The following is a 12,662-nucleotide window of genomic DNA, read 5'->3' as shown; positions in this document are numbered from 1 at the left end:
AAACGTAATGATTTAACAGGGGAAAACCATGATAGTCACCGAAGCAGCTTTTGGATCTAACCAGTTAACGTTAATTGCCAGCGTCAATGAGCATAGCAGCCCTAAACTGGTTGAAGTCAACTGGCAGCAGACGGGTGACGCTTGGCATAGCTCAAAATCCATTCCCAAACTTAAAAAGCACTATGGCCTTGTTGATAAGAGCTTTACGTTTATCAATGAGGATAAGCTAAGCGAAAATGAACCGGCTCAAGCGCTACTATTAGAGACTATAAAGCAGTTGGATGAGTACTTTAAGGGTGAGCGTCAAGCGTTTGACTTAGCATTAGATCTGTCTTTGGGCACGCCATTTCAGCAACGAGTATGGCGGGCATTACAAAACATCGATCATGGCGCAACTATCAGCTATGCAATGCTGGCACGAAATGTGGATAATCCCAAAGGCTTTCGCGCGGTGGCCAATGCCAATGGTAGGAATCCTTTTAGCATCATCGTTCCTTGTCATCGCGTCATTGCTAGCGATGGTAAGCTTGGTGGTTATACGGGTGGGCTGGATAAGAAAGAATATTTGTTAGCGCTTGAAGGGGTCACTTGCAAGGCTTAGTCTAAAATAAGTGCTTATCACTCGTCACTAAAAAAAGGCCAAACATTAAAAAACGTTTGGCCTTTTTATTTGATATTCTCAACCCGAACTATTGCTCAAGTTGCGCCATTACCTCATCTGAGAAGTTCACATTGCTATAAACTTCTTGCACGTCATCGATGTCTTCTAGCATATCAATCATCTTCATGACTTTTTCGGCATCATCCACATTGTCTATCTCAGCAGTAGTTGACGGCGACATGGTTACTTCCGCGTTGTCAGAGACCAGACCTGCAGCATTAAGCGCATCTTTGACTTGACCGAAAGTTTCCCATTCGGTAATGACCAGCAAGCTGTCGCCATCATTTTCGATATCAAGCGCACCAGCATCTAGAGCGACCAACATTACTTCGTCTTCTAAGCTTGTGTCATTGAAGGTGATTTCACCGCGCTTAGTAAAGAGATAAGCCACTGAGCCAGAGGTGCCAAGATTACCGTCATTCTTAGTAAAGGCATGGCGTACTTCGCTGACGGTTCGGTTAAGGTTATCAGTCATGGTTTCGACTAATACTGCCACACCGCCAACGCCATAGCCTTCATAGCTCACTTCATCCATATTGTCATTGTCATCGCCACCCGTACCGCGAGCTACTGCACGATTGATAGTGTCCCTAGTCATATTGACTGACAATGCTTTTTCGATAACAGCACGTAAGCGTGGGTTTTTATCAGGGTCAGGGTCGCCTTGCTTGGCAGCTGAGACAATTTCACGAATAATCTTGGTAAATACTTTGCCTTTTACCGCATCTTGACGCGCTTTACGGTGTTTAATATTTGCCCATTTTGAATGGCCTGCCATATGACATCCTTAAAGTTTTACGTGGTTTTTATGGTGTGAATAAAAAGACTATGAATGATAATATTTGATACTTCATAAGCGGTTTTTATTATATGATTGAGCTGTTTTTTGAGGTAATTGACTTACCTGCAAGTTAACGATTTGTATGTCGTTAGCAGTGCTTTTTTGCTACACTATTATTTTTTGCGTTATGGCTGCCTATATCGTCACTTATCGAACCTTGATAATAACTATTGATAGTCATAAGGTGTGGGATATTATAAACCACTTTTACGCGTTTTGACCAATCTTAGCTTGTCCATCCTAGCCTAAATCGTTCGGTTTTTTTAAACCATTGATCTTGTGACTCTATTGACTCTATGAAGCAACCAACTAACGAAGCTATTACTCACCTGCGTAACCGCATTCATATTATTATCGAAGGCACAGATACCCGCATGGGTAAGCTTTTCGATGTTGTATTGTTGATAGCCATTTTGGCCAGTGTTGGGGTGGTAATGCTGGACAGCGTGCTATATATGCGTTTGCAATATGGCACGCTGTTTTTTTATGCGGAATGGTTTTTTACGATTTTATTTACCATTGAGTATGCATTGCGCTGGTTTTCAGCGCCCAACCGCTTTCGTTATGCCTTTAGCTTTTTTGGGGTAGTGGATTTATTATCTGTATTGCCCAGCTATTTAAGCCTGTTGTTTGTAGGCGTGCAGTATCTGTTGGTCATACGTGTTTTGCGTATTTTACGTATCTTTCGCGTACTCAAGCTCAAAGCTTACATGCAACAAGCAGGGTTTTTGGCCTCGGCACTCAAAACCAGCCAGCAAAAAATCACAGTGTTTTTCTTATCGCTGGTATTATTGGTTACGATTTTCGGCTCGATTATCTACGTGGTAGAGGGGCCTGAAAATGGCTTTACGAGTATTCCGCTGTCTATCTATTGGGCGGTTGTTACGATGACTACGGTAGGGTATGGCGATATGTCACCTAAAACTCCGTTGGGTCAAGCGATTGCGAGTATGGTCATGATTACGGGTTATTCAATCATTGCGGTACCAACGGGTATTTTTACTTCTGAGCTTGCTCGAAATATGCGTCCACAGCTTAACCCCATTACGTGTCCGAACTGCGGAAAATTCGGTCATGCCGTGAGTGCTGTTTTTTGCGACCGCTGCGGCCATGCACTGCATGTGTAATGTTCACTAGTCTTTATTTTTCTATGTAGGCTAGAGGCTAGGGCGTGTCCTCAATTCAACCGATAGCAATCTAAATGGGCTAAAAATGGTTAAATCTTGCCAAACATCGTCAAATAGCTAGGTAATACATCGATATTATCTGCACTATTTTCCTTGTTTGACGGCAATTTACCTCATTTGTATCACCATTTTTAAAATGAGGACACGCCCTAGTTGGTTATATACTCAGCGACCAGTGGTGACAGGTCTATTTCAACACCCAAATTAACTAGGTTCCAATATTGTCCTGACACGGTACGATCTAGCATCATCGTCGTGGCTGAAGGTTGAAATTGCCCGAAGTATTTTAATGAGGTGCGCATTTGGCTGATGGCTTCATGATGAACTTGACTGCTGCCAAAATCAAAAGCCCCTTCTTGATAAGGTGCAATGGATAGCGGCTTCATACCAATAGCCAGCCACTTTTCATAGAATTCACCCGGCACATTTTTATCATCCTCACGGCGAATATCAAGAGCGATTAAGTCTTGCTCTAGTGCGGTCACATCACCTTTGACGGCATGCTGCGCGAAGCGGCGAAACAATTGAACCTCACTATGACTATAGCTGCGAATACCGCCAAAATCATAGGCTACGACACTGCCATCATGACGAAACGCAAAATTACCGGGATGGGGGTCACAGTGCATCCGGTATAAGCCAAACAGTTGACCTGCAGTAAAGTGAAACAGTCGTTTGGCGATTTTCTGTTTGATCTCATTATTCCACGTCGCGGCGACGGTCAGCGTCTCTCCAATCTCCTCAGTCAATGTCAAAACCCGTCTGGTAGAGTGGCTGTTAATGACTTTGGGGATAATAAGTCCTTGGTCATCAGTATGAAAAGCACCGAATACCTGTAGGTTGTGAGCTTCTTTGACATAGTCCAACTCATCATGCAGGCTTTGACGAATCTCGTTAAAGAGCTGCTCCTGCAATTGTTTGCTCATATTCAAGACGCCAGCGATTTTTAGCGCCATGCGCACTTGTTTGAGGTCACTATCACAGTTTTCATCGACATCGGGGTACTGTACTTTGACCACGACTTTTTGCCCAGAGGGTAGAATAGCCCTGTGTACTTGTCCAATGGAAGCGGCGGCAAAGGGTGTTTCTTCAAACATCGTAAACAGTTGATCGACAGGAGCTTTGAGCTCACGTTCTATTTGTGCCCGTATCTGCGCATAAGGCATGGGCGGTGCATCTTTTTGCAACTTTTCTAAAGCGGTCGCAACCTCAGGTGGAAATACGTCCTTATATTGTGAGGCAATTTGTCCCACTTTCATCACCGCGCCCTTCATTTCACCAAGCGTTTCGGCTATTTGAATACCCACGTCTTGCATCAATTCTGAGCGTGCCTGCAGACGTTTTTCTTCGTCACTTGATAGGTGCCTTAATGAGTTTTTAGCGGCTTTGCCGGCAATACTCGCTGTCATGCCAGCCAGTTTCATAAAGCGTTTTCCGGACGATTTTGCCATTCATATCACCATGTAGAGGTTTATTTACCAAACCGTAATTTTATTATTTTAAGCAAGTAATTGCTGTTTGACTAGTGTGCTAAAGATAAGGTTGTCTTGCGCGAATGAGTTTTTTCTTTCTGTATGACTTTCTCAATATATTTTAGCATCAGCCTAAAAGGACAGGGCTATTTTTTGCTGATTCTTTGATAAAAAGAGACGCTTAGAATGACTAAACTTACTATTTTTATCTTTGAATCGCCTAAAAAACAGTCTCTGTCAGTGCCATGATCGAATGTTCAACACGCCCTAATCATTTAGGTTTATCTTATAGGTATTAGCTAGCCAATAATCTAAAGCCATCTGATAACCTCTATGTCCTAAGCCACAAATGACACCGACTGCAATATCACTAAAGTAAGAATGCTGCCGGAAAGCTTCGCGAGCGTGTACATTAGACAAGTGCACCTCGATAAATGGCTTTTGCGTGGCCGATAACGCATCACGGATTGCGACCGAGGTGTGAGTGAACGCTGCAGGATTGATAATGATGGCATCTACTTGCGCTGCTGACTCTGCTAAAAGCCCATAGTGTTGAATCTCATCGACCAGCTTGCCTTCATGGTTTGACTGTATGCAAATCAGCTCAACACCGTAGTTTGCCGCGCGCTCAATGAGGCCCTGCTCAATATCTGCCAGCGTCGTATGGCCATAAATCTCCGGCTCACGCTTGCCCAGTAAATTGAGATTGACGCCATTAATCAATAATAATCTTTGGGTCAAGGTTGTTTTTACTGATTGGTCAACGTGTGCTACTGGCGCTGCTGATTGAGAAGGGGTGGTCATAATGCTCTCTATCGCTATTGAAGGCTACGGATGATTGATGCGTTACTGCTAAATAAGTAGGGTTAATACAGAAAAAGCTGTGCCATAAAACCCCTCTTATCGCATTATGATAACAGCTTGTCAGCAAGGTTATAAAAAAATTACATCAAAAATCAAGCTAAGTTTTAAAAACCGTGTTAAAAGTCTTTATGTTGCTAAAAACCCGTGCTATGATATTTTTTAAGCAATCTATATTGCGAATTTGTTACTACTACCATTATAAGTTTTTATAATGAAGCATCTAACATAAACGATGATGAGTACAAAAGCTATTTTGGTATGAGTAAAAGGTATAGCAAAACAGTACATTCAACATAGTTAAGATAAGCATTCATCTTGTCTGTCTATACGAATGTATGTTGCGTCATAGCGTTTAATTCTGATTTCTCAATCTTAGACCCCGTTTATATGCAATGTTGCAAAGGAATTTGGGGCTAAGCGACTTTTTTAGGAAGTAATATTATGTCAGCTCGTGAGCAAGGTATCGTTAAGTGGTTTAATGACTCAAAAGGCTTTGGTTTCATTCAACGTGATAGCGGAGAAGATATTTTTGTCCATTTCCGCGCGATCCAAGGTGATGGTTATCGCTCTCTAAAAGATGGCGAAAAGGTTGAGTTCAGCGTGGTCGAAGGCGACAAAGGTCTTCAAGCTGAAGAAGTCAGAAAAGTAGAAGAATAGTCGATACAGTCATTAGCACAGTTTAGTTATAATGTCTGGATAAACTACTGATATACTACCGAGTCAAGCCCGTCTTATCTTACCTATGTTGATTTTCATTCAGCATGATTGGTGAGGGTAGGCGTTGGGCTTGGCTTTTTTTATGCTTATCAATGTACAACTTTTAGAGGCGTACTTATATTGGTAGCGATATACAGCTAGGCTGAGTCTTGGCATAAGCCTATCATTGATTGAAAAATACAAGCGATTCATACAAAAGGATGATTTTTTGAGTAATTTTACAGCGTTTACTGATTTACCACTCTCTGCACCGACCTTGCGCGCGGTAAGTGATTTAGGTTTTACTGAACTGACGCCTATCCAAGCACAAATATTACCGCATACCTTGGCAAATCAAGACGCTATCGGACAGGCACAAACTGGCACCGGTAAGACGGCAACGTTTTTGTTGACCATTATGGAGGCATTACTCAAGCGTCCTTTTACCAGTGATGAAGAGCGCTATCTAGGTGAGCCGCGCGCAGTGGTTATGGCACCAACCCGCGAGCTTGCACAGCAAATATTTGATGATTGTATCGCTTTGACCAAATACACCTCGCTACACAGCGTTTGTATTATGGGTGGCACCAATTATGAGACCCAGCAGCATGAGCTTGAGCGTCAATATGTCGATATTTTAGTAGCGACGCCCGGTCGTCTGATTGATCTTGCCAATAGGGGCATGGTCTATCTGGATCGAGTAGAAGTGCTGGTGCTAGATGAAGCAGATCGCATGTTGGATATGGGTTTTATTCCGGATATCAAGCGCTTGGTTGGTCGGATGCCTTCGAACACCGATCGCCAAAGCTTGTTATTCTCAGCCACTTTTAACCAAGATGTGATGAACTTGGCCTATCGTTGGTTACATGAGCCGCAATTTGTTGAAATTGAGCCTGAGCATAAAACCAGTGAATTGGTGGATCAGCATTTTTACTTATTGACAGAAGATCAAAAACTAGAAGCCTTACAGCGTATTATCAGCGATAGCGCTGTCGATAAAGTGATTGTCTTTGCCAATCGTAAAGACCAAGTCAAGCGTCTCTATCACAAATTGCGCCAAGGACATAAAATTGTGATGTTGTCAGGCGATGTCATTCAGCAAAAACGCGAAAAATACTTACAGCGTTTTAAAGATGGTCATGCTTCTATCTTGGTCGCCACTGATGTCGCAGGGCGCGGTATTCATGTCGATGATATCAGCCACGTGGTCAATTATACCTTGCCTGATCAGCCAGATGATTATGTACACCGCATTGGTCGTACGGGACGCGCTGGACAGACTGGTATCAGTATTAGCTTCGTTAGTGAAGATGATGCTTTTAACATCCCTGCGTTAGAGAAGCATTTAGATACCAAGTTTACGCTTGAGCAATGGCAGGAATAACTGGTCTAATTTGGACTTTGTCTTAATAATTTCGGATTAATAGAAAAGCCCTTAACATCCTGATTGATGTTAAGGGCTTTTTTCTGATTAAGACACGCCCTAGCGCTTTGATTTTTTATTCAGCATTTTCTATCATAGCATCCTGATTGTTTTTCATGTCTGCTTCGCTACTCTTATTGTTCATATCATGCATACTGTGATCCATTGTATCAGCCACAGCAGGTGTCATGTCATGATTCATTTGACTCATATCATGATGGCCATGGGTATCAGTAGTCGTCGCAGAATGGCTGCCATGATCCATCGTTCCATCCATGGTCATATCCATCATCTGTGAATCATTCATCTGCATATGATCGCCATGCATAGTGGACATATCATGCCCACCATGCATATTTGCCATCACTAATGGGACGACAATGATCGCCATACCTGACACGACCATCAGTGCTCCATTCATCTGACGTAGACGAAAGCGTCCAATCTTGTCGCGTAGCCAACCAACGGTTTCGTGTGTGGCAATCAGCATCGGTACTGTACCCAAGCCAAAGACGAACATTAATGCCGCGCCGCTTAATGGATTATGAGCAACCACTGCAATCAGTAGAGCGCCATAAACCAAACCACAAGGCAAAAATCCCCACAATAGACCCGCTGACAATGCTCGTGGAAAGGTGTTTAAAGGAAAAACTTTTTGACGAAGGGGACTGAGATACTGCCAAAAACGCATGCCATAGCGTTCAAGCTTACTCAAAAATGGCGCACCAAGCATGGTCACACCAACAAACACCAATACCAAACCTAATAAGATACGCGGCATATTATTGCCTCGCATCAAAGGCTCTAAAACAGTCGTACCAATCAAACCTGCGACTAAACCCAACAGCGCATAGCTGCTAAGACGCCCTAAATGGTAAGTTACCACAAGGGCGCGGCGTTTAGCGGGGCTGACGTCTTTCATCGATAGACCAAACGCTGTCACCAGACCCCCGCACATACCCAAGCAATGTGGTGAACCAAAAAATCCCATTAGTAATGCCGCAACAAGTAAGGCGGTGGTCATGGGGCAATTCTCCTAAAAATGGCAAAAGGCGCGCCTACTTTTATAATTGGTCTTTAATATAGCGGGTCAGCAATATAGTTTGATTACTGACAAAAACATCAACAGTAGGGCGCACAGGTAAGATGATTTAAAGCTATGGTTTGAGGTTGTCATCGATATCATTATCGATGGGATTTTCCCCATTCGCTAATTTGTCATTATTAGCAGTATCCGTCGCGATAGTAGAGTTAGTCTGTGTACTTGCTGCTGATTGCTCGTGAGCCTGCATGGTTTGCCGACGTTCTTGACGATCATCTAATATAATACGCTGTGAAGCGTTGTCTAAATCTTCAAATTGGTTTGATTTAACCGCATAACGTACTGCCCAAATGGCAACCACAAACAGCATGAGACTTAATGGAATTAATAAAAATATACTGAGCATGGCAAATCTCTTTTATAGCAGTTTCTGACGTTATTATACACTTGTCATCAGGGTGATGGACGACTTGTAGAGGTAAAAGTAATATAGCGAATGATTAGAAAATGGCAGGTGCAGAGGTTAATGACGGCTGAAACTTATTGCTATAGTCAAAATATCCTAAAAACGCAATACATGATGGTTCGACATTACTTTTCACTGACTATAACATTATTGCACAGGCTTTTTTGCTGCGTTTCCTCTGGGGGTCAATAGCTGCTGTGAAGTGACATCATTGGCATGGCGGCAGTCCATCTGCGGACGTATCACATCACGCAAATAGGCGGCGACTTCATAGACGGCGCGCCGTGAATGGCTCAAGTTTTGTGCTGGTTTTATCCAATCACGCCTGACGGGCAATGGCGCATCAATAGGCGTGCTATTGATACCATTTAAAGCAAATTGTCTACGCGCCCGTGCCATATGATAGCTGTCGGTAATAAGGTACACGTGACGTAGTGGAATGCGCTTAGCGGTAAAGCGGGCATTTTCGCAGGTATTCATGCTAGCGTTTTCGCTTATCAATCCATCAATGCCATGCTCAATGAGCCATTGACCGAGCCACGGCGCTTCGGCACCGCTGAGGACAATAGGCAGCGGTAAATCATGATAGGCAGTGGCAGCGGTACGGGCGCGATTAAGACTATAGCTATTGAGGATGATTTGGTTATTGTGATCGTTGGTTAGGCCACCACCTAGCACCACATAGGCAGTAGGAGGAGAGCTTTTGGCAGCCGATGGCATGCTAGGTAATGGCAACAGCGCAAATATATAAACGATTACTTGCGAGAATAGCGGGGTGAATAAGCTAATTAGCACCAAAATAACAGACGTTGAGCCGAGCAAAAAGGTGATGTTAATGATACGAAACAGCTTCACCATACGTTCCGCTGACCGCAAATAATAGCGCCATAAGCGTTTGGATAATAGGCGCTTAGACCACATGCTCATCATACCCAATAGAGCCATCTGCATTTATCCAAACCGGCTCACGCGATAGTTGAATCGCAAATTTTTCATAGACCTGAGCAGCGATATAGTGTTGGGCAGTGGCTACGTCATCTTGGGTTGCTTGATAAGGGCTATGATTGGTCAGTACCAGCGCTTGCTGCTGGTGGGTAACAATAGGAACAATACCGCCCCCCTTTAAGCCAGCTTGTTCAATCAACCAACCGGCGGCAACCTTTACCGTCGCATCGGGTATTGGGTAGCCAACGATAGTAGGATAAGTTTGTTGAAGAGTGGCAAACTGTGCTTGCGAAATAATAGGGTTTTGAAAAAAACTACCGCAATTCGGCAGCTGTTTAGGATCGGGGAGTTTTTGCTGACGAATATCAATGATTGCTTGCATGACATCGGCGGGGGTAGGCTGTAGGCGATTTTTCTGCTCAGCATAGCGCTGCGCTACTGTCTGTACATCACCATAACTGGCAAGAATTTTACTCGCATCGGTATGCAGTCTAAATCCTACACGGCTGATCAACCATTTATTGGGCGTGCGCTTAAAAACACTATCGCGATAGCCAAACTGGCAGTCTGTCAGCGATAGACGATGCCACGTTTGCGTTGGCAAATGATAAGCACGGACGTATTGCAAACAGTCTTCTAACTGGACACCGTAAGCACCGATGTTTTGTACGGGCGCCGCTCCGGTCAGACCTGGTATCAAGGCTAGATTCTCTAGTCCATACCAGCCTTGCTCAACGCTATACACCACGAAGTCATGCCAGTTCTCACCCGCCATCACTTCTATATCGACATAACGCTCTGTTTGCGCCGTCATCGTGATGCCACGCATCTGTGGCTGTAATACCGTCGCCTTCAAATGCGCTGGCAACAACACATTGCTGCCGCCAGACAATACAAATAATGATGGCTGATGCTCAGGATTATTAGCATAACTTGCCATCAAACTGTCTAGCTGGGCTTCATCTGTTAGGGTCACGACAGAGTCAGCGACACATGCCAATGCCATGGTATTACCATGCGACAAATCGACCGACTTAGCATTAAGTAAGCTAGGCGGTAAATCAGTCGACATAGTCTGTTGAGCGCTAGAATCAAGGCGAACAGCTGAGGTCATAACATAGCCTATATGGCAAATATAAAAAATTATGCGATGTTTAGGGTCTGTTGAACATTCAAATATCAGCCTTTCAGGGCAGGGCTATTTTTTGCCAATACATGGCGAAATTATCTAACCTAGAATGACTAGGCGTCAAAAATTTCACTGCGTATTGTCTAAAAAATAGCCACTGCCAGTTCCACATTTGAATGTTCAACAGACCCTATTATAAAGGATGCAGGGTGCAAAAGTAGCATAAATATAGATTGTTTGGCTAGCAAGTCTTCCAGCTTTCAATCCAGGCTTGTGCACTTGACTCAATACGTTCAATCACCTCTTCAAAAGCATCGCTATCGCCTTTATAAGGGTCTGGCACGTCATCGCCGCCGTAGGTCGGATCTTCTTCACTGAATAATGCCAACTTCGCTAAATGGTCGTCTGTGCCCGCTAAACTATCTTTGATGGCCTGTAGATCAGCTAAATTCTGCGTGTCCATCGCCAGTATCAAGTCAAAATTGCGAAAATCGTCTGCACTCACTTGACGGGCAACCAGCTTGTTGATTTTATAACCATGGGCTTTTGCATGGCGCTGCGCTCGCTCATCGGGCGCATGACCAATATGCCAGTCGCCAGTGCCTGCTGAGTCTACCTTGATTGACAAGCCTGCGATCGCCGACTGCTGACGAAAAACCTCCTCAGCAGTCGGTGACCGGCAAATATTTCCTAAACAAACCAATAATACAGACGATGGAGTACAAGTTTTCATCAGCATAATATGACCTTTTCTTACAGCAAAAAAAACATGCTATAAAAAACCAGCATGGGTAATGCGGTTTATGAGCATGCTATCTAGTAAACTAATAAGGGATCAGCGTAACGCTTAATACCTTGAATGGCAAGGGCAGAAGCTAAACAACAGGGTCACGCCAGTGATTATTGCTCAGCTGCTCAGCTTTTAGATATAGAATGATTTGTTAACATTAGTCTTGGTTGCTTTTAAAGCGTTGTAAATCGCGGCGCTCTTTTTTATTGGGCTTGTTATCAGGGCGGGCAAGGTTGGCAAGTTTGCGCTGCTCGGCATAATAAGCGCGGCGCTCTTCACTCTCCTCGGTCTCTGAATATAACACTTGCGCGGCAGTCGCATTACCACGTTGCGCTGTTAATGTTTCGACGACGATGGTTTTTTCGGTCATGGCAGTGGCTGAGCCTTGGCGAATACTCAACTCATCTCCGACGGCAATCTCTTTACTGGTCTTGACTCGGCTACCAGCATAATGTACCCGTCCGCTTTCGATGGCTTCTTTGGCAAGGGTACGGGTGCGATAAAAACGCGCGGCCCATAACCATTTATCGAGACGCATACGCACAGCATCGGGCTGGCTATGGCTGGGCTGATTGTGGTTTTTATTGTGTTTACTCATCAAAACCTCATAGATATCAATAAACTAAGATAATAATGGTGCTTTTTTTAGGGATTAAAAGAGCGTTAAGCGATTAAATAATGGTGGTTTTTAGTGATTAAGTCCAATAAAAGATATATTGATAATGGTTTTTGGCTCATAACCTACTTACACCATTGTTTTTCACAAGGTACACCATCATTATTACCATCCATTTTCGTATTAGGGCAATGCTGTATAAAATAAGTTGCTTCTGAGCAGGATGTCATTTGTGAACAATGCTTTCTACCATCACATGAAAACGTGGGTAAGGTGGTAGTTACTGGTGCAGGTGTAGTGATAGGTGCATTGGTTGGCATGATAGAAGCTGAGTTTGGATTGTCATCAACATAGGACGGCGGTATGTCGTCAAAATCATCAAAATTCACTGGAATCCGTTCAGAATTTGCCGTAGTCGATACTGTATCAGACACGTTGTTAACATTATTATTTTTAGGGTTTAGTATTTTATAACCCACCAATGCTAACACCAGCAAGACGACAACCATTAATGTTTTTTTCATAGCGGC

Annotated in this window: 14 protein-coding genes; 4 read left to right on the top strand and 10 right to left on the bottom strand. The window is 43.7% G+C overall.

The window, feature by feature from the left end:
* Window positions 1-28: 28 nt before the first annotated feature.
* Window positions 29-601, top strand: a complete 573-nt coding sequence (locus W293_RS0104055) for a methylated-DNA--[protein]-cysteine S-methyltransferase (RefSeq protein WP_025651230.1) — start codon at window positions 29-31, stop codon at window positions 599-601.
* Between the two features lie 88 nt (window positions 602-689).
* Here W293_RS0104055 and W293_RS0104050 read toward each other — a convergent pair whose 3' ends face one another.
* A complete protein-coding gene (locus tag W293_RS0104050; RefSeq protein WP_025651229.1) occupies window positions 690-1,439 on the bottom strand; it encodes a YebC/PmpR family DNA-binding transcriptional regulator in 750 nt (249 codons plus the stop codon).
* A gap of 359 nt (window positions 1,440-1,798) precedes the next feature.
* Here W293_RS0104050 and W293_RS0104045 point away from each other — a divergent pair, with 359 nt between their 5' ends.
* Window positions 1,799-2,629: an ion transporter gene (locus W293_RS0104045; protein WP_025651228.1), complete on the top strand. Its 831-nt coding sequence runs from the start codon at window positions 1,799-1,801 to the stop codon at window positions 2,627-2,629.
* Between the two features lie 209 nt (window positions 2,630-2,838).
* Here the strand turns inward: W293_RS0104045 and W293_RS0104040 are convergent, their stop codons facing one another.
* Together W293_RS0104040 and aroQ are read right to left on the bottom strand one after the other, a co-directional pair.
* Window positions 2,839-4,140 carry an ABC1 kinase family protein gene (locus W293_RS0104040; RefSeq protein WP_025651227.1) on the bottom strand — a complete coding sequence of 434 codons (1,302 nt, stop codon included), beginning with the start codon at window positions 4,138-4,140 and terminating at the stop codon, window positions 2,839-2,841.
* A 288-nt stretch (window positions 4,141-4,428) separates the two neighbouring features.
* On the bottom strand, window positions 4,429-4,965 hold the full coding sequence (gene aroQ / locus W293_RS0104035; RefSeq protein WP_025651226.1) for a type II 3-dehydroquinate dehydratase: 537 nt from the start codon (window positions 4,963-4,965) through the stop codon (window positions 4,429-4,431).
* A 501-nt stretch (window positions 4,966-5,466) separates the two neighbouring features.
* On the opposite strand from aroQ, the gene W293_RS0104030 reads away from it, so the two are divergent.
* Window positions 5,467-5,682 carry a cold-shock protein gene (locus tag W293_RS0104030; protein WP_011513806.1) on the top strand — a complete coding sequence of 72 codons (216 nt, stop codon included), beginning with the start codon at window positions 5,467-5,469 and terminating at the stop codon, window positions 5,680-5,682.
* 268 nt (window positions 5,683-5,950) lie between these two features.
* Complete coding sequence (locus tag W293_RS0104025) at window positions 5,951-7,105, top strand: DEAD/DEAH box helicase (protein WP_025651225.1); 1,155 nt, start codon at window positions 5,951-5,953, stop codon at window positions 7,103-7,105.
* A 115-nt stretch (window positions 7,106-7,220) separates the two neighbouring features.
* Here W293_RS0104025 and W293_RS0104020 read toward each other — a convergent pair whose 3' ends face one another.
* The 7 genes from W293_RS0104020 to W293_RS17590 form a co-directional block, all read right to left on the bottom strand.
* Window positions 7,221-8,168, bottom strand: coding sequence for a sulfite exporter TauE/SafE family protein (locus W293_RS0104020; protein ID WP_025651224.1), 948 nt, complete (start codon window positions 8,166-8,168; stop codon window positions 7,221-7,223).
* A gap of 133 nt (window positions 8,169-8,301) precedes the next feature.
* Window positions 8,302-8,592: a cbb3-type cytochrome oxidase assembly protein CcoS gene (ccoS, locus tag W293_RS16700; protein ID WP_025651223.1), complete on the bottom strand. Its 291-nt coding sequence runs from the start codon at window positions 8,590-8,592 to the stop codon at window positions 8,302-8,304.
* Window positions 8,593-8,799: 207 nt separating this feature from the next.
* Window positions 8,800-9,573 (bottom strand): YdcF family protein, encoded by a 774-nt coding sequence (locus tag W293_RS0104010; RefSeq protein WP_025651222.1) that lies wholly within the window; start codon window positions 9,571-9,573, stop codon window positions 8,800-8,802.
* Window positions 9,563-10,711 (bottom strand): UDP-N-acetylmuramate dehydrogenase, encoded by a 1,149-nt coding sequence (gene murB, locus W293_RS0104005; RefSeq protein ID WP_025651221.1) that lies wholly within the window; start codon window positions 10,709-10,711, stop codon window positions 9,563-9,565. The genes W293_RS0104010 and murB overlap by 11 nt, the downstream gene beginning before the upstream one ends.
* Window positions 10,712-10,967: 256 nt before the next feature.
* On the bottom strand, window positions 10,968-11,465 hold the full coding sequence (locus W293_RS0104000) for a low molecular weight protein-tyrosine-phosphatase (protein WP_037024927.1): 498 nt from the start codon (window positions 11,463-11,465) through the stop codon (window positions 10,968-10,970).
* Window positions 11,466-11,673: 208 nt separating this feature from the next.
* Window positions 11,674-12,114, bottom strand: coding sequence for an RNA-binding S4 domain-containing protein (locus W293_RS0103995; RefSeq protein WP_025651219.1), 441 nt, complete (start codon window positions 12,112-12,114; stop codon window positions 11,674-11,676).
* Between the two features lie 143 nt (window positions 12,115-12,257).
* Window positions 12,258-12,656, bottom strand: a complete 399-nt coding sequence (locus W293_RS17590; RefSeq protein WP_025651218.1) for an excalibur calcium-binding domain-containing protein — start codon at window positions 12,654-12,656, stop codon at window positions 12,258-12,260.
* Between the last annotated feature and the right edge of the window lie 6 nt (window positions 12,657-12,662).

It is taken from the genome of Psychrobacter sp. TB67, from assembly GCF_000511065.1.
Taxonomy (GTDB): Bacteria; Pseudomonadota; Gammaproteobacteria; order Pseudomonadales; family Moraxellaceae; genus Psychrobacter; species Psychrobacter okhotskensis.
This window is presented reverse-complemented; position numbering and strand designations above follow the sequence as displayed.

Bases quoted from the DNA above. Each gene is read 5' to 3' on its own strand.
- W293_RS0104055 (WP_025651230.1), top strand. From the start codon at position 29: ATGATAGTCACCGAAGCAGCTTTTGGATCTAACCAGTTAACGTTAATT.
- W293_RS0104020 (WP_025651224.1), bottom strand. From the start codon at position 8,168: ATGACCACCGCCTTACTTGTTGCGGCATTACTAATGGGATTTTTTGGT.
- W293_RS0104030 (WP_011513806.1), top strand. From the start codon at position 5,467: ATGTCAGCTCGTGAGCAAGGTATCGTTAAGTGGTTTAATGACTCAAAA.
- W293_RS0104010 (WP_025651222.1), bottom strand. From the start codon at position 9,573: ATGTGGTCTAAGCGCCTATTATCCAAACGCTTATGGCGCTATTATTTG.
- W293_RS0104050 (WP_025651229.1), bottom strand. From the start codon at position 1,439: ATGGCAGGCCATTCAAAATGGGCAAATATTAAACACCGTAAAGCGCGT.
- W293_RS0104000 (WP_037024927.1), bottom strand. From the start codon at position 11,465: ATGCTGATGAAAACTTGTACTCCATCGTCTGTATTATTGGTTTGTTTA.
- W293_RS0104040 (WP_025651227.1), bottom strand. From the start codon at position 4,140: ATGGCAAAATCGTCCGGAAAACGCTTTATGAAACTGGCTGGCATGACA.
- aroQ (WP_025651226.1), bottom strand. From the start codon at position 4,965: ATGACCACCCCTTCTCAATCAGCAGCGCCAGTAGCACACGTTGACCAA.
- W293_RS0104045 (WP_025651228.1), top strand. From the start codon at position 1,799: ATGAAGCAACCAACTAACGAAGCTATTACTCACCTGCGTAACCGCATT.
- murB (WP_025651221.1), bottom strand. From the start codon at position 10,711: ATGACCTCAGCTGTTCGCCTTGATTCTAGCGCTCAACAGACTATGTCG.
- ccoS (WP_025651223.1), bottom strand. From the start codon at position 8,592: ATGCTCAGTATATTTTTATTAATTCCATTAAGTCTCATGCTGTTTGTG.
- W293_RS17590 (WP_025651218.1), bottom strand. From the start codon at position 12,656: ATGAAAAAAACATTAATGGTTGTCGTCTTGCTGGTGTTAGCATTGGTG.
- W293_RS0103995 (WP_025651219.1), bottom strand. From the start codon at position 12,114: ATGAGTAAACACAATAAAAACCACAATCAGCCCAGCCATAGCCAGCCC.